The 23068-nt window shown below is 64.2% G+C and carries 17 protein-coding genes and 3 pseudogenes; 8 read left to right on the plus strand and 12 right to left on the minus strand.

The window, feature by feature from the left end; all coding sequences use genetic code 11:
* The 3 genes and pseudogenes from B3P22_RS17600 to B3P22_RS17610 all read right to left on the minus strand — a co-directional run.
* On the minus strand, positions 1-1378 hold a 1378-nt coding region (locus B3P22_RS17600), incomplete at its 3' end, for a methyl-accepting chemotaxis protein (RefSeq protein WP_296271876.1).
* Positions 1375-3614 (minus strand): annotated as a pseudogene (locus B3P22_RS17605) (putative bifunctional diguanylate cyclase/phosphodiesterase). The gene B3P22_RS17600 and the pseudogene B3P22_RS17605, both read right to left, overlap by 4 nt.
* A gap of 145 nt (positions 3615-3759) precedes the next feature.
* Positions 3760-4077: a hypothetical protein gene (locus B3P22_RS17610; RefSeq protein WP_296271877.1), complete on the minus strand. Its 318-nt coding sequence runs from the start codon at positions 4075-4077 to the stop codon at positions 3760-3762.
* Positions 4078-4361: 284 nt separating this feature from the next.
* Between B3P22_RS17610 and B3P22_RS17615 the strand changes: the two genes are divergently transcribed.
* On the plus strand, positions 4362-5333 hold the full coding sequence (locus B3P22_RS17615; protein WP_197858845.1) for a TAXI family TRAP transporter solute-binding subunit: 972 nt from the start codon (positions 4362-4364) through the stop codon (positions 5331-5333).
* A gap of 65 nt (positions 5334-5398) precedes the next feature.
* Here B3P22_RS17615 and B3P22_RS17620 read toward each other — a convergent pair whose 3' ends face one another.
* Positions 5399-6304 (minus strand): LysR family transcriptional regulator, encoded by a 906-nt coding sequence (locus tag B3P22_RS17620; RefSeq protein ID WP_296271878.1) that lies wholly within the window; start codon positions 6302-6304, stop codon positions 5399-5401.
* A 126-nt stretch (positions 6305-6430) separates the two neighbouring features.
* Here B3P22_RS17620 and B3P22_RS17625 point away from each other — a divergent pair, with 126 nt between their 5' ends.
* The 5 genes and pseudogenes from B3P22_RS17625 (at position 6431) to B3P22_RS17645 (ending at position 13446) form a co-directional block, all read left to right on the plus strand.
* Positions 6431-7672 (plus strand): D-amino acid dehydrogenase, encoded by a 1242-nt coding sequence (locus B3P22_RS17625; protein ID WP_296271879.1) that lies wholly within the window; start codon positions 6431-6433, stop codon positions 7670-7672.
* Positions 7673-7707: 35 nt separating this feature from the next.
* Positions 7708-8067: a RidA family protein gene (locus tag B3P22_RS17630; RefSeq protein ID WP_296271880.1), complete on the plus strand. Its 360-nt coding sequence runs from the start codon at positions 7708-7710 to the stop codon at positions 8065-8067.
* A gap of 51 nt (positions 8068-8118) precedes the next feature.
* Positions 8119-9092 (plus strand): annotated as a pseudogene (locus B3P22_RS17635) (TAXI family TRAP transporter solute-binding subunit).
* 172 nt (positions 9093-9264) lie between these two features.
* The gene (locus tag B3P22_RS17640; protein WP_296271881.1) at positions 9265-11823 is read left to right on the plus strand and encodes a TRAP transporter permease; all 2559 of its coding nucleotides are present in this window, start codon (positions 9265-9267) and stop codon (positions 11821-11823) included.
* 114 nt (positions 11824-11937) lie between these two features.
* A complete protein-coding gene (locus tag B3P22_RS17645; protein ID WP_296271882.1) occupies positions 11938-13446 on the plus strand; it encodes an NCS2 family permease in 1509 nt (502 codons plus the stop codon).
* 1 nt (position 13447) lies between these two features.
* On the opposite strand, the gene B3P22_RS17650 is transcribed toward B3P22_RS17645, so the two are convergent.
* Together B3P22_RS17650 and B3P22_RS17655 are read right to left on the minus strand one after the other, a co-directional pair.
* Positions 13448-15088 (minus strand): Na/Pi cotransporter family protein, encoded by a 1641-nt coding sequence (locus B3P22_RS17650; protein WP_296271883.1) that lies wholly within the window; start codon positions 15086-15088, stop codon positions 13448-13450.
* A 280-nt stretch (positions 15089-15368) separates the two neighbouring features.
* On the minus strand, positions 15369-16499 hold the full coding sequence (locus B3P22_RS17655) for a PilT/PilU family type 4a pilus ATPase (protein WP_296271884.1): 1131 nt from the start codon (positions 16497-16499) through the stop codon (positions 15369-15371).
* A gap of 161 nt (positions 16500-16660) precedes the next feature.
* Between B3P22_RS17655 and B3P22_RS17660 the strand changes: the two genes are divergently transcribed.
* Complete coding sequence (locus tag B3P22_RS17660) at positions 16661-17425, plus strand: substrate-binding periplasmic protein (RefSeq protein ID WP_296271885.1); 765 nt, start codon at positions 16661-16663, stop codon at positions 17423-17425.
* 15 nt (positions 17426-17440) lie between these two features.
* Here B3P22_RS17660 and B3P22_RS17665 read toward each other — a convergent pair whose 3' ends face one another.
* Positions 17441-18307, minus strand: coding sequence for an AEC family transporter (locus tag B3P22_RS17665; protein ID WP_296271889.1), 867 nt, complete (start codon positions 18305-18307; stop codon positions 17441-17443).
* Positions 18308-18414: 107 nt separating this feature from the next.
* Here B3P22_RS17665 and B3P22_RS17670 point away from each other — a divergent pair.
* Positions 18415-18817, plus strand: a pseudogene (locus B3P22_RS17670) (GFA family protein).
* A gap of 78 nt (positions 18818-18895) precedes the next feature.
* Here the strand turns inward: B3P22_RS17670 and B3P22_RS17675 are convergent.
* The 5 genes from B3P22_RS17675 to cysC all read right to left on the minus strand — a co-directional run bounded on the left by B3P22_RS17675 (position 18896) and on the right by cysC (position 22896).
* Entirely contained in the window at positions 18896-20851 is a 1956-nt protein-coding gene (locus B3P22_RS17675) for a DUF4105 domain-containing protein (RefSeq protein ID WP_296271886.1), read from the minus strand.
* Positions 20848-21168 carry a DUF2388 domain-containing protein gene (locus B3P22_RS17680; RefSeq protein WP_197858833.1) on the minus strand — a complete coding sequence of 107 codons (321 nt, stop codon included), beginning with the start codon at positions 21166-21168 and terminating at the stop codon, positions 20848-20850. Before B3P22_RS17680 ends, B3P22_RS17675 begins: the two co-directional genes overlap by 4 nt.
* Positions 21169-21297: 129 nt before the next feature.
* The gene (locus B3P22_RS17685) at positions 21298-21618 is read right to left on the minus strand and encodes a DUF2388 domain-containing protein (protein WP_296271887.1); all 321 of its coding nucleotides are present in this window, start codon (positions 21616-21618) and stop codon (positions 21298-21300) included.
* Between the two features lie 148 nt (positions 21619-21766).
* Positions 21767-21982: a DUF1127 domain-containing protein gene (locus B3P22_RS17690; RefSeq protein ID WP_275546423.1), complete on the minus strand. Its 216-nt coding sequence runs from the start codon at positions 21980-21982 to the stop codon at positions 21767-21769.
* 302 nt (positions 21983-22284) lie between these two features.
* Complete coding sequence (gene cysC / locus B3P22_RS17695) at positions 22285-22896, minus strand: adenylyl-sulfate kinase (RefSeq protein ID WP_296271888.1); 612 nt, start codon at positions 22894-22896, stop codon at positions 22285-22287.
* Positions 22897-23068 lie beyond the last annotated feature (172 nt).

Genomic DNA, 23068 nt, shown 5'->3' on the forward strand with positions numbered 1-23068 from the left:
TGATCTGGCTGACCCGCTCGCTGATCCCGCTCAGCGCCTCGGCAGCTTGTTGCGCCTGGCCGGCAATGCCCTGAGCGTGCTGCTGGCTATCGGTCATCGCGGCGACGCTGCCGTCGATAGTGCTCTGCAGGCCGCCGATGATGGCATCGATCTCGCTGGTGGCCGCCTGGGTGCGCCGGGCCAGCGCGCGCACTTCGTCGGCGACCACGGCGAAACCACGACCGGCGTCGCCGGCACGGGCCGCCTCGATGGCGGCATTGAGGGCAAGCAGGTTGGTGCGCTCGGCGATGTCGCCGATCACCGTGAGCACCGTGCCGATCTCTCGGCTGCTGTCGGCCAGTTGGCGTACCTGGGCATGGCTGGCCTGCAGCGCCTCGGCGAGAGTGGCGATCTGTCTGCGGGTATCCTCCACCAGTTGGCGACCATCGCCGGTCTCCTGATCCGCAGCACTGGCCGCGCTGGCGCTGAGCTGGGCGTTGCGCGCCACTTCCTGGACGCTCGCCGCCATTTGCCCCATGGCACTGGCGACCTGTTCGGTTTCCTGGCGCTGTTGCAGGGTGGCGCTGTTGTGATGCTCCACCGCACCGGCCAGTTGCCCGGCCTCGCCGCTGAGCTGCCGGGCCGAGTCGGCGATGCGCCCGACCACTGCACCGGCTTCGGCTTGCAGGCTTTGCAGGGCGAAGTCGATGGCGCCGAAGTCATCACGGCGTCCGCTGTAGAGGACCTGGCTCAGCGGGTTGTCGGCATGCCGTCGGGCCATCTCGGCCAGGCCCCGCAGCGGCCGCAGGGTGTGCTGGATGACGCCTCCCAGCGCCAGCCCCAGCAACGCACCGGCGGCCAGTTGCGGCAGCGGCGGCAGGCCCAGCGCCACGCTGGTGAGCAGCGCGCCCACAGGCGGCATTAGCAGGCCGAGCAGCGCCAGGCGCCGGTCCGGCCCCAGCAACGGCCGGCGTAAGGCACTTGGCGTACGGCCTGCCAGCAGTTCGGCATACAGCGCCTCGGCGGCGGCGACTTGTGCTGCGCTGGCGGCGGTACGCACGGACTGGTACTCGACCACCTGCCCGTCGCGGCGCATCGGTGTGACGTAGGCGCTGACCCAGTAGTGATCGCCATTCTTGCAGCGGTTCTTCACCAGGCCCATCCACGAGCGACCGGCCTTGAGCGTCTGCCACAGGTGGGCGAAGGCGGCGGGCGGCATGTCCGGGTGGCGCACGATATTGTGGTTGTAGCCGAGCAGCTCGCCTTCGCTGAAGCCGCTGATGGCGACGAAGTCCGCGTTGACGTAGGTCAGCGCGCCCTTGAGATCGGTCGTGGAGAGGATGTTGGTCTGCGGCGGTACCGGAATCTGGCGGCCGCTCACCGGCAGGTTGCGCTTCATGTCTGCACGCCTTCTGTGTGCAACTGACACCACAGGCCATCGAAGCAGTCCTCGCCGCTGAACAGGCGCTGCAACTCGTGCGGTGCTCGCGGCGGGCTGAACCAGTAACCCTGTGCGTAGTGACAACCTTCGCTGCAGAGAAAATCGAGCTGCGCCTGCTTTTCCACGCCCTCGGCCACCACCGCCAGGCCCAGGCTGTGGCCCAGACCAATGATCGCCCGGCTGATGGCCAGCGACTCGCTGTCCTGCGGCGCGCCAGCGATAAAGCTCTTGTCCACCTTGATGATGTGCAACGGGAAGCGCTTGAGGTAGCCGAGCGAGGAGTAGCCGGTGCCGAAATCGTCGAGCGCCAGCTGGATGCCGAGGCTGGCCAGTTCGCGCAGGCAGGCCAGGTTCTGCGCGCTGTCCTCCATCAGCTGGCTTTCGGTGATTTCCAGCACCAGGCTCGATGGCGGCAGCCCGCTGTGCCGGAGGATATCGGCAACGCGTGCAGCGAAGTCGCTCTGCTGCAGCTGGCGGCTGGACAGGTTGACCGAGCAGCGCAAGTGCGGCTGCCCGCCCAACTGCCAGGTGCGTACCTGGCTGCATGCCTGCTGCAGCACCCAGTCACCGACCGCAAGAATCTCGCCGGACTCTTCCAGGCAGGGGATGAACTCCAGCGGCGAGATATCACATCCTTGATGTTGCCAGCGCAGCAGGGCTTCCACCCCGATCAAACGTGGCTGGTTGCCGTCCAGCTGGCAGATCGGTTGGTACACCAGGCGCAGCTCGCCGCGGGCATTGGCTTGGGCGAGCGCGCTTTGCAGTTCCAGCTGGCGCTGCGCCTGCTGCTGCAGTTCATTGCTGTAGCGGGCGAACTGGGCCTTGCCCGCGCTCTTGGCGCGGTACAGCGCCAGATCGGCCGCCTGCAGCGGGTCGAGTGGCTGGCCGCTCTCCTGCAGCGCAGCGATGCCGATGCTGGCGCTGACCGACAAGGTCTGCTCCGGCAGCCGTAGCGGCACGTGCAGGCTGTCGAGCATGCGCTGGGCGCCCGCTCGGCATCGCCCATGCAGGCCAGGTCGTCGAGCAGGGCGACGAACTCGTCGCCGCCGAAGCGCGCCAGGTGATCGCCCGGACGCAGGCAGTGGCTGAGGCGTTCGGCGACTTCCACCAGCACGCGGTCGCCGGTCTGGTGGCCGAGGCTGTCGTTGATCAGCTTGAAGCGATCCAGGTCAATGAACAGCAGGGCGGCCTCGCGGGCGCCGGGGCGCTGCCGGCGTTGCACGGCCTGTTGCAGCAGCTCGCTGAGGCGGGCGCGGTTGGCCAGGCCAGTGAGCGGATCGTGGCGCGCGGCATGGTGCAGTCGTTCTTCCGCGGCGCGGCGTTGGCTGATGTCGCTCTGCGAGCCGGCGATACGCCGCAGGCCGCTGCTGCAGATATCGGCGACGCCGCGCACCAGCACCCAGAGGTAGCTGCCGTCGCGGCGGCGGATGCGGTACTCGTGATGGAGGAAGGGCGACAGGCCGCGCAGGTGATTGTCGATGGCCTGGCGCAGGCCGGGCAGGTCGTCACTGTGAACGCGGCTGAACCAGCTCTGGCTGGTGGGCGAGAGGCTGTCGCGGTCGAGATCGAGCATGCGAATCCAGCGTTCGGAGAGGTACAGCTGGTCCTGCTCCAGCTGCCATTCCCACAGTCCGTCATTGGCGCCGCGCATGGCGCGGGCATAGCGCGCTTCGCTGTCCTGCAGCGCCTTGCGCTGGGCGGCGCCGTAGCTGTCCAGGGCCAGGCCGATATCGAAGAACACCTTCTTGATCAGGCTGGAGAAACAGTCGCTGGCCACCGAGGAGCCGAGCAGTTCCCCGAGCAGGCGATCCAGGTACAGGCGATAGGCGCCGAGGTACCACTTCAGGTCGACGCCTACGCGCTGGTGGACCCAGCCGATGCGCAGCCGCTCCAGGACGTAGGCCTCATCCAGCGGGCTTTGCCAGAGGCCGCGGTAGTAGTCGGCTTGGCGCTGCTTGAGACGTTCGATGACGGTCCTGTCGCCAAGAATCGCTGTTGGCGCCGGATAATCGACGAGTTCCTGATAGAGGGTATCGACGAAGTTCTGGTTGGCGCGCTCGACCCGCTGCGCACAACGTGCCAGACGCTCGTTGTCGACCTGGCTCCAGTCGAGAAAACGCAGGCGCTGACGCAGCTCATCCAGATCTGGAGCGATGTGTTGCAGCAGGTCTAGAAACTCTTGTTCGTTGCCCATCTCAGCCTCGTGCTTTTCCTCAGCGCAAAAAAAAGCGCCGCTGGCCGCGCTTCCTCGAAGGAAGGCGGCCAGCGGCGCTCTGTCTTGCAGGCCCTGTGTCCTGCCCGGCAAAGCCGGTCTCCGCGCGGGGCGGAACCTACTGCGGCTAGCTTTTACCGCATTGCCCCAGCGCGGACAACTCTTCACGCAGCCGGCTCAGGCGCTTGCGCAGCTCGGCCAGCTGGCCCGACTTGAACGCGTGCCGGGTACGTTCGAGCACCTCGATGGCGTCGTCGAGATTGCTTTGGACATCGCCCAGGCTGCCCACCGGCAAGCGTTGCAGCCAGCGACACAGCGGCTGCTGCCGGCAGCTGTCGAGGCTATCGATGACCTGGCAGTGAGGCGCCTGACGACGCAGCAGATAGGCGATTTGCTGGCTGGACGCGGTGTCCGGCAGGCTGAGCAGCAGGTGGGTCTGAGGCATGACGGTCGCGCTACGTGGCAATTGGCTAGCAATACTAGGATGTGGCCACTGGCGATTTATTGATCAGGATCAGTCCGGGTCGCGGTGAATCGACGCATGGCCCGCTCGCTCTGGCCGCAGTGGCAGGGATCGTACGGGAAGGTTTCCGGAGAGCGTCTCACAAGCGGTTACGACCGATTGAGCAACAAAGCGTGCATATTCGCTGTGAGCGGTTAGACTTCCCACCCGGACGTCGCTCACAAGGCGCGCTCGCTCAAAAACAACAGAAAAAAAGGAGATTTCCCATGAAAGGCAAATCCTTGGCATGGGTCCTGTCCGCCGCGCTCGCGGGCACTGCCCTGAGTGGCATGGCACAGGCCGAAGAGAAGTTCGTCACCATCGGCACCGGCGGCCAGACAGGCGTCTACTACGTGGCCGGTCAGTCCATCTGCCGCTTCCTCAACCGTGGCTCGGCCGAGCACGGTATCAAGTGCAACGCCCCGGCCAGCGGTGGCGGTGTGGCCAACGTGAACGGCATTCGCAGCGGCGAATTCAATTTCGGCATCATGCAGTCCGACCACCAGTTCAAGGCCCTCAACGGCGCTGCGCCGTTCGAAGCCGAAGGTGCGATGAACGACATCCGTGCGGTGTTCTCGCTGCAGAGCGAAGTGTTCACCATCCTCGCCCGTCGTGATGCCAACATCAAAGGCTTCGATGACCTCAAGGGCAAGCGCGTCAACGTCGGCAACCCGGGTTCCGGTCAGCGCGACACCCTGGAAGAAATCCTCGCCGTCAAAGGCTGGGACCGTTCCGCCTTCGCTCTGGCTGCCGAGCTGAAGCCGGCCGAACAGGCCAGCGCCCTGGGCGACAACAACATCGACGCCATGACCTACTTCGTCGGTCATCCCAACGGCGCGATCCAGGAAGCCACCACCACCACCGACGCCGTTCTGGTACCGGTTACCGGCGCCGAGATCGACAAGCTGCTGGCCGAGAAGTCCTACTACACCAAGGCTGATATCCCGGGTGGTCTGTACAAGGGTAACGATCAGCCGACCCCGTCCATCGGCGGCAAGGCCGTGCTGTCCACCAGCGCCAAGGCTGACCCGGAAGTGGTCTACCAACTGGTCAAGTCGGTGTTCGACAACATTGATCGCTTCAAGCGTCTGCACCCGGCCTTCGCTGACCTGAAGGAAGAGGACATGATCAAGGTCGGTCTGACTGCCCCGCTGCACGAAGGCGCCGAGCGTTACTACAAAGAGCGCGGCTGGCTGTAAGTCAGCGTTCCGGCGATAACGAAACCGCGGCCCAGGCCGCGGTTTTCTTTTGCCTCGGGTTTGTCTCAGCCCTGCTCATCGAGCAGGTCGATGGCCAGCGTCTGCAGACGTTTCAGCAGGGCTTGCTGAGCTGCAGAGGGCGTCTCGTCAAAGCGCCGCAACAGGTACAGGGGCACGGGGATCACGGGCTCCAGCGGGCGGGCCTGAACCTCTCCGAGATTGCGTGATAAGGCCGTGAACGGGTCGACCAGGGCCAGCCCCTGCCCAGCGGCCACCAGCATGCGGGCCAGTTGGTAGGTCTGTACCGAAATGTCGATACGAGCAGGCGGGTCCAGCTCCTGGATGTGCCCGCGCAGCAGGCCGCCCAATGCGTCGCGTGTGTCCAGGCCGATCAGGCTGAGCCCCGCCATGTTCTGCAGGCGCATGGGCGTCGCGCATTCCTGGTCACTCCACCAACCCGGTGGGGCGATGGCCATCATCCGTCCCTGAGTCAGCACTTCCGTGTGCAGGCCTGGGTGCTCCACGCGTTGCAGCGTCAGGCCCAGATCGGCCTCGCGCAGCAACAGTGCCTGGATGATTTCGCTGGTGTGCTGGGTCGCGAGGTCGCATCGGGTGTGCGGAAAATCGGCGCGCCAGCCGCATACCACGTCAGGCAGCAGGGTTTGCGCCAGGGTGGGGGTGCAGATCAGGCGCAGTGCCCGTTCCTCGCCGCGGCGCAGGCTATCGGACAGGCGCCGCAGATCCTGCAGTTCGGCCGCGAGGCGTTCGGTCTGTTGCTGCAGTATTCGCGCTTCGGCGGTAGGCAGCAGCTTGCCGCGTACACGGCTGAACAGAGCAAACCCCAGCTGCTGTTCGGCATGCTGAAGAATCTTGCTGGCCGCCGGCTGGGAGATGTGCAGCAGCTCTGCCGCTGCCGTGAGGCTCCCGGTCTGCAGGACTGCCTGAAACAGTTCGACGTGGCGTAGGCGCATGAGCAATCCGTGGTCCCGCGTGGTCGAGGGAACATAACCCAGGGTTATGGGCTGCCGCCATCTTTTCATTGGCCGCCCGTTTCGCCCCTCCATACCCTGAATTCATTCAGATGCGGGGGATGGATCATGCGGGTCGCGGTTATCGGCGGTGGGGTGATAGGGCTGAGCACGGCCTACGCGCTGCTGCGTCAAGGGTATCGGGTGGATCTGATCGAGCAGCGTGAGGAAGTAGCGCTGGAGACCAGCTTCGCCAACGGCGGTCAGCTCAGTTATCGCTATGTTTCACCCTTGGCCGATGCCGGTGTGCCGCTGCAGGCGCTGTCCTGGATGCTGCAGGGCAATGCCCCGCTGCGTTTTCGCCCCAGCCTGAGCCCGCATCAGTGGCAATGGTGCCTGCGTTTCCTGCTGGCTTGCCGTCGCTCGGTGAACCAGCGCAATGGCGCGCACCTGCTGCGCCTGGCGTTATATAGCCAGTCGGTACTGCAGGGCTGGCGTGAGCATGAGGCGCTGGATGATTTCTCCTGGCGCGCCAATGGCAAGCTGGTGATTTACCGCAATGCTGCGAACTGGAACAAGGCGCGCAGCGCAGCCGGTGAGTCGGCGCATCAACGCCTGCTCGATGCCGATCAATGCCTTGAGCTGGAGCCGGCTCTGGAGGGGTTGGCCGGACGATTCCAAGGCGGCGTCTTCGCCGCCGGCGACGAGGTCGGTGATTGTCATCAGTTTTGCCGGCAGCTGCTGCGCAAGCTGCGCAGCAATCCTTCGTTCCGCCTGCATGCCGGGCAGCGGGTCACCGCAATACCTTTGGAGAACGGCAGGGTGAGGGCCGTGGCGCTGCATGACGGGGAGCTGGAGGTCGATCATGTGGTGGTCGCAGCCGGTGTCGGCAGCGTGGCCTTGCTCCGCCTGCTGGGCTTGCGACTGCCGATTTACCCGCTCAAGGGCTACAGCCTCACCCTGCCGCTGGCCGACCGTGCAGCGGGCCCGGAGACCAACGTCACCGATTACGACCACAAGGTGGTCTACGCCCGCCTGGGCGAGCGCTTGCGGGTTGCCGCAATGGTCGATATCGGCGGCTGGGATGCCACGCCAGACCCTGATCGGCTGGCCGAGTTGAGACAGCTGGCCCAGGCCAGCTTTCCTCGCGCGGGCGATTACGCGGCTGCCGAGACCTGGGCGGGAATGCGCCCGGCGACGCCGGAGGGCACGCCACTGCTGGGTGCCAGCGGTATCGGTAATCTCTGGCTGAACGTCGGCCATGGCAGCCTGGGCTTCACCCTGGCCTGCGGCAGCGCCGAGGTGCTGACGCAACTGATAGGCCAGCAACAACCGGCGATTGCTCTCGATGGCATGCAGTTGGCGTCCTGAGAACACCCGAACATTCACAACAGCAGGAGTTTGCCATGTCCGTGCAACGTATTCAGACCAACGACCGCCTTTCCGGTGCGACGCTCTTCTCCGATCTGGTTTTTCTCTCTGGCCAGGTGCCGAGTGACCGCAGCCAGGATGTAGCAGGGCAGACCGCCCAGGTGCTGGAAAAGATCGACGCACTGCTGACCGAGGCGGGATCTGATCGAAGTCACATGCTCAGCGCGCAGATCTGGCTGAAAGACATCGAGAAGGATTTTGCCGCCATGAACGCGGTCTGGAGTGATTGGCTGCCGGCCGGCTGCGCGCCTGCTCGGGCTACGGTCGAGGCACGTCTGGCTTCTGCCGATGTTCTGGTCGAGATTATGGTCATTGCAGTGCGTAAGGCGGCTTGACGGCCGCATTGGTTACATCGTTCGAAAAAACAACAACACGAGGACGTTGATATGCAGCAGCATCGAATCATGGGCTTTCTGGCCTGCGTCATGGGCAGTACCTTGCTGAGCAGCCCCCTGGTCGCTCAGGAGCGTTACGTGACCATCGGCACCGGTGGACAGACGGGCGTTTATTACACAGCCGGACAGTCGATCTGTCGGTTCCTCAATCGCAGTGCTACTGAGCACGGCATCAAATGCAACGCGCCGTCTTCCGCGGGCAGCGTCAGCAACATCGCCTCGATCAAGAGCGGCGACTACGACTTCGGGTTCATCCAGTCCGATCACCAGAACAAGGCGCTCTCCGGCCAGCCGCCTTTCGGCCAGGATGGCGCTGTCGAAGATCTGCGCGTGGTCTTCTCCCTGCAGAGCGAGATCCTCACGGTAGTCGCCCGTGCAGACAGCGGTATCGAGACCTTCGCCGNNACCTCAAGGGCAAGCGGGTGAATATCGTCGTGCCGGGCTCTGGCAGTCGCGATACCTTCGATGAGGTGATCCAGGCCAACGGCTGGAGCAAGTCCGACTTCGCCCTCGCCGCTGAACTCAAACCTGCCGAGATGGCGGCCGCACTGGGGGACAACAATCTGGATGCCATCACCTATGTGGTCGGTCATCCGAGTGGTGCCATCCAGGAGGCCATGGCGACCGTGCAAACTCGCCTGATTCCGGTCACTGGCCCTGATATCGACAAGCTCCTGGCGCAGGCCAGCTACTTCACCAGGGCGGATATCCCGGCGGGTGTCTATCCTGGCGTGGATCAGGCCGTTCCGTCCATCGGCGGTAAAGCGGTGCTGGCCACTTCGGCCAAGACCGATCCCGAGGTCGTCTACCAGTTGGTCAAGTCGGTGTTCGATAACCTGGAGCGCTTCAAGCGACTGCATCCGGCCTTTGCCGATCTGCAGGCCGAGGACATGATAAAAGCGGGGCTGACGGCCCCTATGCATGACGGGGCAATACGTTTCTACAAGGAAAAGGGCTGGCTCTAGCCGGGGTGGAGAGTCTCCGGCTGGGCTCTAAACTCTTCGATAACGGGCGCAGTTGAGCTGGGATAGGTAAACTGCGCGCTCAGAGCCCCTGTTACAGGCTCAAAAACCGGGCCCCTCCGTCAGCGAGGGGCTCGCCGTTTTTATCCGAATGACAACGTAGGTGTACGACCCTATGGCCGAAAAACAATTATCCACCGAGGAACTGATCGCCCAGGATGTCGGCGCGCGTTCGCCCGCAGGCCTGATGGCCCGGGTGATCGCCGGCCTCGCCTTGCTCTGGTCACTGTTCCAGTTATGGATCGCTTCGCCGCTGCCGTTCATTTTCGGCTTCGGCGTGCTCAACGATACCCAGACCCGCGCCATTCACCTGGCATTCGCCTTGCTGCTAGCGTTTCTCGCCTACCCGGCGTTCAAGAAGTCGCCGCGTAATCGTGTGCCGCTGCTGGATATCGCCCTTGGCCTGGTCGCCGCAGCCAGTGCCGCCTACCTGTTCATTTTCTATCAGCAGCTGGCCCTGCGCCCCGGCAGCCTGACCACGGCAGACCTGGTCACCGCCTGCATTGGCATACCCCTGCTGCTGGAAGCCACGCGCCGTGCGCTTGGCCCACCCCTGGCGATCATTGCCCTGGTGTTTCTCATCTACAGCGTGGCCGGCCCCTACATGCCGGGTCTGTTGGCACACCGTGGCGTCAGCTTCACCGCCTTGGCCAACCACCAATGGATCACCACCGAAGGCGTGTTCGGTATCGCCCTGGGCGTATCCACCAGCTTCGTGTTCCTCTTCGTATTATTCGGCGCGTTGCTCGAACGTGCCGGCGCCGGGCATTACTTCATCCAGCTGGCGTTCAGCCTGCTTGGCCACTTCCGTGGTGGCCCGGCCAAGGCGGCAGTGCTGGCTTCCGGCCTGACCGGGATGATCTCCGGCTCGTCGATCGCCAACGTGGTCACCACCGGTACCTTCACCATACCGATGATGAAGCGCACCGGCTTCTCCTCGGAGAAGGCCGGCGCGGTCGAAGTGGCCTCCTCGGTCAACGGCCAGATCATGCCGCCGGTGATGGGGGCTGCGGCCTTCCTGATGGTCGAGTACATCGGCATGTCCTATGTCGAGATCATCAAGCACGCTTTCCTGCCCGCCGCGATTTCCTATATCGCGCTGCTGTATATCGTTCACCTGGAATCGCTGAAGCTCGGCCTGCAGCCCATCGGTGGTCATCAGCCCAAGCCCTGGCTGCGTCGCCTGACCGGTTTCGCCTTCGGTGCAGCGCTGATCAGCGGTCTGTCGCTGGCGGTCTACTATGGCCTCGGCTGGCTCAAGCCGGCGCTCGGTGAGTACGCCCTGCCGGTGATCGGCGTGCTGCTCGCGGTGGTGTACCTGGCGCTGCTGAAAGTCGCGGCCAGCGTACCGGTACTGCCGCCGGAAGACCCCAACGCGCCGTTGGAAGAGCTGCCGCAGACCCGCGCGGTACTGCTCTCGGGCCTGCACTTCCTGCTGCCGGTGGTGGTGCTGGTCTGGTGCCTGATGATCGAGCGTCTGTCCCCCGGCCTGTCGGCCTTCTGGGGCAGCGTGATGCTGATCATCATCCTGCTGACCCAGCGCCCGCTGCTGAGCTGGATGCGCCGTGATGGCAGCCATGAGCATGGCACCTTCATCGATGGTGTGGTCGATCTGCGCGAAGGCCTGATCGCCGGTGCGCGCAATATGATCGGCATCGGTATCGCCACCGCGGCGGCCGGTGTCATCGTCGGCGCGGTTTCGCAAACCGGCGTCGGCCTGGTGCTGGCCGATCTGGTCGAGCTGCTGTCGATGGGCAACCTGCTGCTGATGCTGATCCTGGTGGCGGTGTTCAGCCTGATCCTCGGCATGGGCCTGCCGACCACGGCCAACTACATCGTGGTATCCAGCCTGCTGGCGCCGGTGGTGGTGGCGCTGGGGCAGCAGAACGGCCTGATCGTGCCGCTGATCGCGGTGCATCTGTTCGTCTTCTACTTCGGCATCATGGCCGACGTGACGCCGCCGGTGGGGCTGGCCTCGTTCGCCGCGGCGGCTGTGTCCAAGGGCGATCCGATCAAGACCGGCCTGGTGGCGTTCTTCTACAGCCTGCGCACCGCCGCGCTGCCGTTCCTGTTCATCTTCAATACCGACCTGCTGCTGATCGATGTCGACTTCTGGCATGGCGTGATCATCTTCATCGTGGCGACCATCGCCATGCTGATCTTCGCCGCCGGCACCCAGGGTTTCTTCCTGGTGCGCAGCCGTCTGTACGAAAGCGCATTGCTGCTCCTGGTGGCCTTCACCCTGTTCCGCCCCGGTTTCTGGATGGACATGCTGCACGACCCTTATCAGGACGTGCCGCCGGCCGAACTGGCGCAGGCACTTGATGGCGTCGAGGACGGCAGCTCGCTGCGCTTGCGCATTCTCGGCGAGAACGCCGTGGGTGATCCGCGCGAGTTCACCGTGCTGCTGCCGGTGCCCGATGGTGCCTCGGGTCAGGAGCGTCTGGAGAAGCTCGGCCTGAACCTCTACGAGGAAGGCGACAAGGTACTGGTGGACAGCGTTACCTTCGGCAGCATGGCCGCCGATGCCGGGCTGGAGTTCGACCAGCAGATCGTCAACGTGCGGGCACCGACCGACCGCTGGATCAAGGAGCTGATGTGGATTCCGGGCTTCCTGCTGTTCGGCCTGGTGGTGCTGCTGCAGCGCCGCCGTATGGTCGCCAAGCCCGCGTAGAGCGCGGCTGAGACCGAAACAAGGCAGCTTCGGCTGCCTTGTTCGTTTATGCCGTGTCGGCGGGTTGCTAGACTCGCCACCCTGACCAAGCAGAGAACAAGGACTCAGCCAGTCATGTCGACGCCGCGTGTGCACTACCCCTGGTACAAGAAGGAGGACACCGATGCCTTCTTCGCCCTGTTCCAGAACAACATCGCCAACTTCGTGATCATCGCTATCAGCATGCTGGGCATGGGCTTTCCCGCCGAGATCGTATTCGGCCAGGTGTTGCCTGGGGCTGCCGTGGCGGTGATGGCCGGAAACTTCTACTACGCCTGGAGCGCTGCGCGCCTGGCCCGTAAGGAGAACCGCGCCGACGTCACCGCGCTGTCCTACGGCATCAGCACGCCGGTGATGTTCGTCTTCCTGTTCGGCGTGCTGCTGCCGGCGAAGAACCTGACCGGCGATGCCGAGCTGGCCTGGAAGGTGGCGGTGGCCGCGTGCTTCATCAGCGGTCTGATCGAGGCGGCCATCAGCCTGATCGGCAACTGGGTGCAGCGCCATCTGCCGCGTGCCGCCATGCTCGGCGCGGTGGCCGGGGTGGCACTGACCTTCATCGCCGGGGAAATGCTATTCAAGACCCTTGAGATTCCGGTGATCGGCCTGCTGGTACTGGCCATCACCATCGTCGGCCTGGTGGCGCGGGTGAGCATGCCGTTCCGGCTGCCTGCCTCGCTGTTCGCCATCATCGTCGGTACGGCACTGGCTTACCTGATCGGCGCGGCGGACGGCGGCAAGTTCAGTGATGCCTTCACCCACCTGGGTTTCTACCCGCTGCTGCCCAACCTGGCCTGGTACGAAGGCCTGGGCCTGCTGTTCACCAGCCTGCTGGCGCTGATGACGGTGATCCTGCCGATCACCCTGTACAACGCCATCGAGACCATGAACAACGTCGAGGCCATGAGCGCCGCCGGTGACAGCTACAGCGTGCGCGAGTGCCAGGCCGTGGACGGTCTCGGCACCTCGCTCGGTGCGCTGTTCGGCGGGGTGTTCCCCACCACGGTGTACATCGCCACCGTGGGCTCGAAGTGGATGGGCGCGGGGCGCGGTTACAGCCTGCTCAACGGCGCGGTGTATGGCGTGGCGACCATGTTCGGCCTGATCGCCTTCATCGCCGCGCTGATTCCGGTGTCGGTGGTGGCGCCGATCCTGGTGTTCGTCGGCATGTCGATGATCGCCACGGCGTTTAACAGCAACCACGCCCGTTACTACCCGGCCGTGGCGCTGGCGATGCTGCCGTATTTCGCCAACTACCTGGCGACCCGTTTCAACCGCGGCGCGCCCGAGGTGGTCGAGGGCATTTCCAGCGCCATCGGCGCGTTGGGACAGGGCGCGATGTTCAGCGCCATCCTGCTCGGGGCCATGTGCGTGACGGTGATTGATCGCCAGTTCCGCCGCGCCACCGCCTTCGCCCTGGTGGCGTCGGTCATGGCTTTCGTCGGTCTGATGCACGCGCCGAAGCTGGCGTGGTACGCCGCGCCGGACTTCGTCCACGGCTATCTGCTGATGGCGCTGTTCTTCGCCTGGTATGCCTGGCGCGGCGTCGAGCCGGCCGTGCCGGAGCGGGTGAGCAGCGCCGACTGAGTCACTCGCCGCCTTCGAGCTTGAGGGCGCCGGTCTCGCGACCCTCGAGTACCACGTAGGCGCTGGTGCAGAACAGCGAGTTGAGCCGCTTCATGTCGGCGATCAGCTCCAGGTGCAGGGAGCTGGTCTCGAGGCTCTGCACGACTTGACGTTGCAGCCGGCCGATATGCGCATGGGCCAGGCGCCGCTCCTGCGCGCGGAAGCGGCGCTTCTCGCGCAGCAGCTGGCTGGCGCTGGCCTGATCGGCGCTGAGGAACACGTTCAGCCCCAGGCGCAGGTTGGCCATCAGTTGCCCGTGCAGGCTTGTGAGTTCCTCCAGCCCCTTCTCGGAGAAGGCCCGACGCTGCGCCGTTTTCTCGTTCTGGATCTTGCCGAGCATGCGCTCGATCAGGTCGCCGGCCTGCTCCAGATTCACCGCCAGTTCGAGAATTTCCGCCCAGCGCCGGCTTTCCTGCTCGCTCAGCGCCTCGCGCGGGATCTGCGCCAGGTACAGCTTGACCGCGCGGCACAGGCTGGCGACATCATCATTGAGGCTGCGCAGCTCCTTGTTCAGCGCCGGCTGGTTCTGTTCCAGCACCGGCAACAGGCGGCCGAGCATGGCTTCGATCTTGTCGCCGACGCGCAGGGTTTCCCGCACGGCATTGGCCAGCGCCAGACTCGGCGTGGCCAACGCCGTCGGATCGAGGTGGCGTGGGCGAGCGACGCCGCTGTCGTCGGCACGGTCCGGCAGCAGCCAGTTGCAGAAGCGCGCCATCAGTCCGACGCTGGGCAACATCAGTACCGCGCGCAGGCTGTTGTAAAGCAGATGAAAAAAGATCACCAGCTCCGCCGCGCGCCAGTTCAGGCTGTCCAACCATTCGGCCAACTGCTGCAGCACGGGCAGCACCAACAGCAGCCCGATCAGCTTGTAGATCAGGCTGCCCAGCGCCACACGGCGCCCGGCGGGGTTCTGCAGGCTGCTGGTGAGAAAGGCCAGCAGGCCGCTGCCGATGTTGGCGCCGATCACCAGGCCGATGGCCACCGGCAGGCTGATCAGCCCGGCGCCGGCCAGGGTTGCGGTGAGCAGCACCGCTGCCAGGCTGGAATAGGTGAGCAGGGCGAACAGCGCGCCGACCAGGGCATCGAGCAGCAGGTCGCCGGTCAGTGAGGCGAACAGCACGCGAATGCCACGCGCCTCGGTGATCGGCGTGGCGGCGGCGACGATCAGCTCCAACGCCAGCAGCATCAGCCCCAGGCCGATGGCGACGCGACCAAGCTGGCCGGCGCGGGTCTGCCGCCGCGAGAGAAAGAAAATCACCCCGAGAAAGATCAGCAACGGGCTCAGCCAGCTCAGGTCGAGGGTTAGTACGCGCGCCATCAGCGCGGTGCCGACATCGGCGCCGAGCATGATCGCCAGCCCCGGCGCCAGCGCCATCAGGCCCTGGGCGACGAAGGAAGTGACCAGCAGCGCGGTGGCGTTGCTGCTCTGCACCAGCGCCGTGACGCCGATGCCGGCGACGAACGCCAGCGGCCGGCGGTCTATGTTGTGGCTGAGCACCTTACGCAGCTGCGAGCCAAACACGCGCAGGATGCCGGTGCGTACGATGTGGGTGCCCCAGACCAGCAGGGCAATGGCTGACAGCAAATGCAGCAGGGTCAGCATAAATCGGCCCCCCTGAACGACGGCCGATTAGACGTTATGGTTTCGGCCTGTAGAGATGAGCATCGGCCGGAAATCGCCGATGCGCCAGTCATCTAGGAAAACAGCCCTGCCGAGGCGTTCGCACCGTGGTCATGCGCCCGGTGTCAGTGCTCCTGTATCTCCGTAGTTCGGATCATTCACGGACAAGTCCGCCCTACAGCTGCCAGCTGCACTGATCAAATTCATTTGCGGGTATGCAAATCGCTGCTTGTGGGAGCGGACTCGTCCGCGAATCGGGCTTTCAACCGTCCCGCAGCACCTTCATCTCGGCGTCGTCGGCGGAGAAACCGCGCTCGAGCTTGAACTTGAGGCTGAGATCGGTGCGCGAGTCGGCGAACTTGAGCGCTTCGGCCAAGCTGATGCGGCCGGCTTCGAGCAGGGCGAACAGATGCTGGTCGAAGGTCTGCAAACCCTGCTCGGCGGCCCGGGCGATGGCCTCGCGCAGTTCATCCAGCTCGTCGCGCTGGATCAGATCGCGGATGTAGGGCGTGCCCAGCATCAGCTCCACCGCCACCACACGCTTCTGTTCGATGCCCGGCACCAGACGCTGGCCGATCACCGCGAGCAGGTTGTGCGCCACGTCGGCCAGCACTTGCTTGCGAGCATCATCGGGGAAGAAGCGGGCGATGCGTTCGATGGCGTGGCTGCTGCTGGTGGCATGCAGGGTGGCGACGCACAAATGGCCGGTTTCGGCGTAGTGCAGGGCGTGCTGCATGGTGGCGGCGTCGCGGATCTCGCCGAGCATGATCACGTCCGGTGCCTCGCGCAGCACGTTGCGCAGGGCGTCGTCGAAGCTGTGGGTATCGAGGCCTACTTCACGCTGGTCGATGATCGAGCGTTGATGGTTGTGGAGAAATTCGATGGGGTCTTCGATGCAGACGATATGCCCGCTCTTGTGGCGATTGCGAAAATCCAGCATCGCCGCCAGGGTGGTGGACTTGCCCGAGCCTGCCGCGCCGGTGACCAGAATCAGTCCGCGGTCCTGCATGGCCAGCTTCTCCAGCAACTTGGGCAGGCCGAGCGCCTCGAAGCTGGGAATCTGGCTCTTGATCAGGCGCACCACCATGGCCACTTCACCGCGCTGGTAATAGACATTGACGCGATAGCGCCCGGCGCCTTGCAGGCTGACTGCCAGGTTCATCTCCAGGTCGCGTTCGAACTCGGCGATCTGCTTTTGCGTCATCAACTGATAGGCCAGTTGCTGCACGTCGCCGGCCTTCATGCTGCGCTGGCCGACCGGCTGGCTGTGCCCCTCGACCTTCATGTGCGGCGGTGCGCCGACGCTGAAGAACAGGTCCGAGCCGGCATGTTGGTGCATCAGCTGCAGATAGGGGAAAACGTCGGGCTGGTCGTTGGGGCTGGTGTCGTTCATCGGCGTGTCGCGGTTGCTTCGTGGTCCAGCAAGGATAGCCGGCGTCCTGCCAATTCAGTTGTTGCGTATCAAGATAAGGGCGTGAATGGTCGCCCTATGGCTTTTTGCACTGGACAGCCTCGCTTGCTGGAGTGAGAGTCCATGCTCAAGGCGCAAGGCAATTGCACGCCAATGACTGGAGATCGATGGTGGGATTTTGGCGGGCGACTTTGTTCAGTCTGCTGGTGTGCGCATCGGCGCGAGCCGAGGTGCTGCATCTGGCCACGGGGGATGATTATGCGCCTTTCACCGGCAAGGCACTGGTGGGGCAGGGCATGCTTACTCAGGTGGTACGCGCGGCACTGGCCGAGGAGGGCATGGCGATCACGCTCGACTGGCTGCCGTGGAACCGCGGCTACCTGAAGGCCAGGCGCGGCGAATACGACGCCACCTTTCCCTATGTGCCCTCGGCCGAGCGCGAGGCGGATTTCCTCTATTCGGCGCCGATTTATGAGGCCGACCAGTTCCTTTACAGCCGCGCGGGCGACGCCATCGAACTCGCTGATCTGCCGGCCATGGCGGGCCGCCGCCTCTGTTATCCGTTGGGCTGGCAGGCGCCAGAGGCGATCCAGCAACTGATCGAGCAGGGCGTGCTGCGCCGCCATTCACCGCTCGGGCTAAAGGAGTGCGCGCGGCTGCTGCTGTTGCAGCGTGACGACCTGTTCATCGCTGATCGTCATCTGGGCGAAAGTGCGTTGCGCTCCACCGGCGCCGACGCAGGCGCGTTCCATCGCTCGCAAGCCGCGTTTCAGCACAATACGCTGCACTTCATCGTCTCACGTCAGCATCCGCGCGCGGCCGAACTGATCGAGCGCTTCGACCGTGGATTCGCGGCGCTCAAGGCGCGCGGAGACTATCAGCGACTGATCGAGCGCTACGTGGAGTAGCGCCTAGCTGGCCAATCAGGCCAGCACCATCATGATCGCCACCAGGCTGCCCGCCGCCAGCAGCGTCTGCAAGGTAATGATGCCGGCCATCAGTTGGCTGTCGCCGCCGAGCTGGCGGGTCAGCACGTAGGCGGTGGGCGCCGTGGGCAGAGCGAAGAACAGCACCAGCACCGCGGTTTCCATGGCCGGCAGCGCCAGCGCCCAGGCTACACCCCAGGCCAGTAGCGGCATTGCCAGCAGGCGCAGGGCGCTGTTCCAGGTCAGCGCCGGGATTTCTCCGCCCAGCTGTTCCGGCTTGAGTGCCGCACCGACGCAGAGCAGGCCCAAAGGCAAGCTGGCGGCGGCGAGCAGGCTGAGCAGGCGGTCGGTGCCACCCGGCAGGCCGATGCCCGTAAGGTTGAACAGCGCGCCGCCGAGGCAGGCGAGGATCAGCGGATTCTTGATGATCGGCAGCAGCAGGCTACGCACGCTGACGCCACGCTCCGCGGTCAGCGACCAGACCGACAGCACGTTTACCGTCGGCACCATCAGGGCCAGCATCAGGGCGGCGAGCGTCAGGCCTTCCTGACCGAACAGACTGCCGACCGCAGCCAGGCCCAGATAAGTGTTGAAGCGCAGGATGCCTTGCGTGAAGGCGCCAAAACGCCCCGCTGGCCAGCCTCGCAGACGACGTACCAGTAGCAGCACCAGCCAGGCGATGCCTAGGCCGAGCAGCACCGCCAGGGCCAGGCGCGGCAGTGCCGGGTTGTTCAGCGGCGCACGGGCCAGGCTGGAGAACAACAGCGCAGGGAACAGAATGAAGTAGTTGAGGCGTTCGGCGCCCGGCCAGAAGGCCTCGCTGGGGAACTCGCGCAGGCGCAGCCAGTAGCCGGCGACTATCATGGCGAACAGCGGCCACAAGGCCAGCAACAGGTCTATCACGGCAATCCCCGGTGGTGGTAAGCGCCTATCTTGGTCAGCGGCGCGGGGCAATGCAAGGCGGAGGCGGGATGAAGGTCGAACATCAGGGCGGCTGCCAGTGCGGCGCGCTGCGTTATCGGATCGATGCGCCGCTGACAGACATCGCCCATTGCCACTGCTCGATCTGCCGGCGCAGCAGCGGCGGCATTCTCACCACCTGGGTCACGGTACCGCGCCAGGCGTTTCGCTGGCTGCAAGGTACACCGAAGGCGTTCGCCACATCGGCCAGCTGCACGCGTTATTTCTGCGCGGACTGCGGCGCGCATCTGGCGCTGCTCACCTCGCTCAGCCCGGATACGCTGGACCTGACCGTGGCTACGCTGGACGCGCCTGAGCAGGCACCGGCAGATCGGCATCTGGGTGGGCAGCCGTCTGCCCTGGCTGACGGTCGACCCGCAATTGCCGGAAGAAGATCAGGAGTTGATTCCGTAGGGTGTCGACCGTAGCCCGGATGCAATCCGGGGACTGGGCAGATTGATTTCCCGGATTTCATCCAGGCTATTCAAGAGGCTAGGGTAGCTCCAGGCCGCCACTGGCCTTGTGCAATGCACGCAGGTGTGCGCCTAACGCAACCAGGTTGGCCTCGTTGGCTTCCAGCTCGGCCAGGCGGTGGGGTTGCAGCAGATTGCGAACTTCGCCATCGAGCTCGTCGCTGAGTTGGCGTAGCTGCTGCTGGCGGTCACGGCTGCTGGCTTCCAGGCGCTCCCACTCGGCCTGTTGCGGCAAGCCGTAACCCCCTTTGAGCAACTCTGCAGGGCGGCTGAGAAAACCGCTGTTGGCGAGGATCTGTTCCAGGGCGGCGCCGGCCTTGTTCAGGCTCGGGTCACCAGCAGCACGACCGGTGAGGTAGCGGCGCTTGAGTTCGTCCTGGGCCAGCAGCAGTTGCCGGCGCAGCGCGGCCTGTTCCAGCAGCAAGAGGGCTGCGCTGGCGCGCAGATCGGCCTTGGCGAACCACTGGCTGCGATCCTGTGCAGGCTGCTCCAGCCAGGTTTCGACGCTGTCCTGCTGAATCGGCAGGCGCTCGCGCAGGACGCGGAACATGGCCTGGTAGCGTTCCCGGAAGGAGTCGAAGCGATAGCCCAGGCGCAGTGCTTCTCGCGGATCGTCGAGCACGCTGGTGTCAGCCAGGCCACGAGCATCCATCAGCTCCAGCAGACCGTTGGGCAGGATGCTGTCCAGCGCCTGCAGGCGCGGATTGCCGGTGCCGCTGCGCAGCAACTTGAGGGTTTCCACCGCGCAATTGTTGGAGACGAAGTAGTAGTCGCCGTCATAGCTCCAGTGCTGTTCGGCGGCGCGTACCACCATTTGTTCAAGCTCATCGCGCGTCAGGCGCAGCGGCACCGAGGCAAGGCTGCGCAGCTCCACTTTGGTGTATTCGTCAATCACCTGCTCCAGCGGCAGGACGAACAGGCGCGACGGATAGACGCCGGTCAGTCCATCCCAGCTCGATAGCTGTAGGTCGCCGACGAAGGCGCGGTATGAGAGCACCAGGTGGTGGTCGAGATCCAGCCGGCAGTCCGGGCCGCGCGGCCGCCCCGGCGCGCAGACCACCAGGCGCAGCATGCTGTGGCCCCAGCGGCTCATCCAGGCATCGTTGGCCTCGGCGAGCAGGTAATCAACCTCATATACGCGCTCGGGATCGAGCCGGCCCAGAGGCTGAACGGCAAAATCACGCCCGGCATTGAGGTAGGGGTGGTCGCTGGCGCAGGGCTCGCCGGCCGGTGTCCAGTCGAAGTGCTGACGGAAATAGCGCGCCAGCGAGGGGCGGCGGCAGGCATAGTTGGGGTCGAGCAGAAAGTACTCGAGGTTGACCGCGACGAACTCCAGCGCATTGGTCAGCTCGTAGCTGTCCGGGCTGCGGGCGACCTGACCGTTGTCCAGGTCGCGCGCGCCACGCTGGCCGACCCGTTGCTGCCAGCCGGCCAGGTCGAGCAGCCGTGGATCGTCGCTAAGGGTGAAACGCCGTTCGCTCTGGCCGCGGCAATCCTCAGGCAACCCGACCAGGCCCATCGAGCTGACGCGTTGTCTGCACCTGTTGATGTGGCGCCGCTCGCCCGCAGGCCAGAGGCGTGCGCGATCATAGAGATGGGTGAGCTCGTGCACTAGGGTGGCCAGCAACTCCTGGCGCTGAGTACCGTGAGGGCGGCCGGTCTGGTTACGAGCCGCCGTGCCATCGACCAGCCTGGGCAGCAGTTCGGCATTCAGTTCGATACCGCTGAAGCGTCCGACCTGGCCGTACACCTCCGCAGGCAGCCCGGTGCGCCAGCTGACCTTCACTTCGCGATCCAGGCGCTGGATGAAGCGCGGCGGCAATGCAGCCATCGCCTCGTTGAGCAGCGCCTGGCTCGCCTGGCGCTGCGCGGCGTCGAGAGCGCTGTCCTCCAGCGTCAGACGCAATTGCGCCTGGGCGACGCCAGCGGCCAATGCCAGCAGCGCGCCGCAGCACCAGGCGAGAAGGTGGGTCACAGAGCGAGAATGGCTTCGGCCAGTTGCAGGTCGCTGGCGGCCTGCGCCTCGGGCAGTTGCTGGCGAATAGTCTGCAGCGCGGCTTCCAGTTGCGCGCCACGAATCTCACCGGCGCTGGCGACGAAGCTGGCGGCGTCGTCACGAGCCTGCACCACGGCTTTCATGTCGCGCAGCGATGTGGTGGTGTCGGATGTGAAATTGATGCTGCGATCCAGGGCGCGCACAACGATGTTACTGGTGGCGACCACGGTTTGCGCCTGAGCGATACCGCTGAACAGGGCGCAGGCGGTGATGGCGATGGCGAATGAACGACGCATGACAGATGGCTCCGAGAACTGCAGGACGGACAATTGGACGTACCGCTGCCAGCGCGGTTCCGCTGGCAGGGTGGAAGTCGTCGTAGTTTACGGGGCGGCGGCGCGGCGGTCAGCAGCCACGCGAGGCAATCAGCGCGAGAGGATGGCGCCTGCCAGCTGCAGATCGCTGGCGCTGTGCAGATCCGGCGACTGGCTGCGCAGATAACGCAGCGCGGCTTCCAGGCGTGCTCCGCGCAGCTCGCCATTGCTGGCAACGAAGCTGGCGGCGTCGTCTTGGGCCGCATGCACGACCTTGCTATCGCGCAGCGAGGACGTAGCGTCTGAAGTGGCTTCGGCGCTACCTGCCAACGCACTGCCGAGGGTGTCCGTGGTGGCAACGAAACTGCTGGCCGAGGCAGCGCTTGCCAGTGTCATCAGGAGGGAGAGGCTGATCAGGTTTCTGCTATGCATGGCGAGGCTCCAAAAATACCGCATCGTCCCCGCTAACGAGGCGGGCAAATCAGCATATGCAGGGCACGAATAAAACGAAAGCCCCACCGCAGCAGAGACGGTGGAGCTCTCAGAAGATCCCAATTTAGGGATGGAGCAAAGCGGGGTATCAGCGCCAGAACGGCTTCTGCAGTTCGACGTAACGCTGATTTTCGGTGATGCCGGCATCAGCAAGCAGGCGGGCATCCAGTCGAGCCAGTTGACGACGGCTGACGATGCGGCGCTGCCACAGGCTGAGGGTGGCAAGCACACGGAGCGGCCAAGCTGATTTGTCGCTGGCAACGCTGTGAGTTTGAAGCAGGGCGGAACTGAGGGTACGTTCCATGGTGGTCATCCTTCCGCTTGTGGCGGGTCTGGTGTTTTGCTTTCGATGAGCAAATTATCCCGAGCGGGGCTGGGACTCAGTAGTCACAGCTGGATGAAATTGTTGTGCTATTAGATAGGTTGCTTTGTAACTGTTCGGTCAGGATTTGAAAGAGCTGTACTGGTCATAAGTGAAAAAGCTGGGTGCAACCCATTTAGGCGAGATTTTTCACTGGGTGCAACCTGTTAATTCTGTTTTTTCAAGCGGTACAGTTCTGAATTGATCTGTCTTGGTGACTGACCTGAAATTTAGGTTTCCCAGGGTCAACCTCGAAGTAGAAACGGTTTGATCAAGGCAAGCATGCGCTCGGTGCTGAGCTCCACCGAGCACAGAGAAGTATCGAGGCTGAGGCTCGCTTGACTGGGTTCTTCATAGGGCGCGGAGACTCCGGTGAATTCTTTTATTAGCCCTGATCTGGCTTTTGAATAAAGGCCTTTGGGGTCGCGTTCCTCGCAGTGTTTCAACGAGGTACTGATGTGGATTTCGCGAAACGCCTCGTCGCCGATGATTTCACGGGCCATTGCACGATCTTCACGGTATGGAGAGATAAAGGAAGTAATTACGATAAGACCGGCGGCATTCATGAGCCTGGCGACTTCCGCGATACGCCTGATGTTCTCGGTTCGTGCTTCAGGAGAAAAGCCAAGGTCACGGTTCAGACCGTGACGTACATTATCGCCGTCCAGAACGAAGCAGGCGTACCCGCTTTCAATGAGCCGCTTTTCAAGAGCAAAAGCCAGGGTCGATTTGCCTGAGCCGCTCAACCCTGTCATCCACATCGTGACCGGGCTTTGCTTGAGCAGAGTGCGGCGCTGGTCCTCCTTGACCTGCGTTGCCTGCCAGACCAAATTGCGAGCGGTTTGCTGTGGTTCCATGGTTCTTTTCCGAAGTTCAGAGTTTTCCGAGGATAGCTGCTAGTACCAATGCCAGGTTGCCAGGTGTGGTCTGTCTATAAAGTCCTGCGTTGGACATGCCTTGCAAGCGGGTCAGTATCCCGCCGCGACGAGCATTTACAAAGGTATGCAGAATCTGCTGATTGTCTTCGCT

Source organism: Pseudomonas sp. UBA6323 (assembly GCF_002439135.1).
In the GTDB taxonomy this organism is placed as follows: domain Bacteria; phylum Pseudomonadota; class Gammaproteobacteria; order Pseudomonadales; family Pseudomonadaceae; genus Aquipseudomonas.

Bases quoted from the DNA above. Each gene is read 5' to 3' on its own strand.
- B3P22_RS17665 (WP_296271889.1), bottom strand. From the start codon at position 18,307: ATGATAGTCGCCGGCTACTGGCTGCGCCTGCGCGAGTTCCCCAGCGAG.
- B3P22_RS17615 (WP_197858845.1), top strand. From the start codon at position 4,362: ATGAAAGGCAAATCCTTGGCATGGGTCCTGTCCGCCGCGCTCGCGGGC.
- B3P22_RS17640 (WP_296271881.1), top strand. From the start codon at position 9,265: ATGGCCGAAAAACAATTATCCACCGAGGAACTGATCGCCCAGGATGTC.
- cysC (WP_296271888.1), bottom strand. From the start codon at position 22,896: ATGGAACCACAGCAAACCGCTCGCAATTTGGTCTGGCAGGCAACGCAG.
- B3P22_RS17650 (WP_296271883.1), bottom strand. From the start codon at position 15,088: ATGCTGACCCTGCTGCATTTGCTGTCAGCCATTGCCCTGCTGGTCTGG.
- B3P22_RS17680 (WP_197858833.1), bottom strand. From the start codon at position 21,168: ATGCGTCGTTCATTCGCCATCGCCATCACCGCCTGCGCCCTGTTCAGC.
- B3P22_RS17625 (WP_296271879.1), top strand. From the start codon at position 6,431: ATGCGGGTCGCGGTTATCGGCGGTGGGGTGATAGGGCTGAGCACGGCC.
- B3P22_RS17685 (WP_296271887.1), bottom strand. From the start codon at position 21,618: ATGCATAGCAGAAACCTGATCAGCCTCTCCCTCCTGATGACACTGGCA.
- B3P22_RS17690 (WP_275546423.1), bottom strand. From the start codon at position 21,982: ATGGAACGTACCCTCAGTTCCGCCCTGCTTCAAACTCACAGCGTTGCC.
- B3P22_RS17630 (WP_296271880.1), top strand. From the start codon at position 7,708: ATGTCCGTGCAACGTATTCAGACCAACGACCGCCTTTCCGGTGCGACG.
- B3P22_RS17645 (WP_296271882.1), top strand. From the start codon at position 11,938: ATGTCGACGCCGCGTGTGCACTACCCCTGGTACAAGAAGGAGGACACC.
- B3P22_RS17620 (WP_296271878.1), bottom strand. From the start codon at position 6,304: ATGCGCCTACGCCACGTCGAACTGTTTCAGGCAGTCCTGCAGACCGGG.
- B3P22_RS17655 (WP_296271884.1), bottom strand. From the start codon at position 16,499: ATGAACGACACCAGCCCCAACGACCAGCCCGACGTTTTCCCCTATCTG.
- B3P22_RS17610 (WP_296271877.1), bottom strand. From the start codon at position 4,077: ATGCCTCAGACCCACCTGCTGCTCAGCCTGCCGGACACCGCGTCCAGC.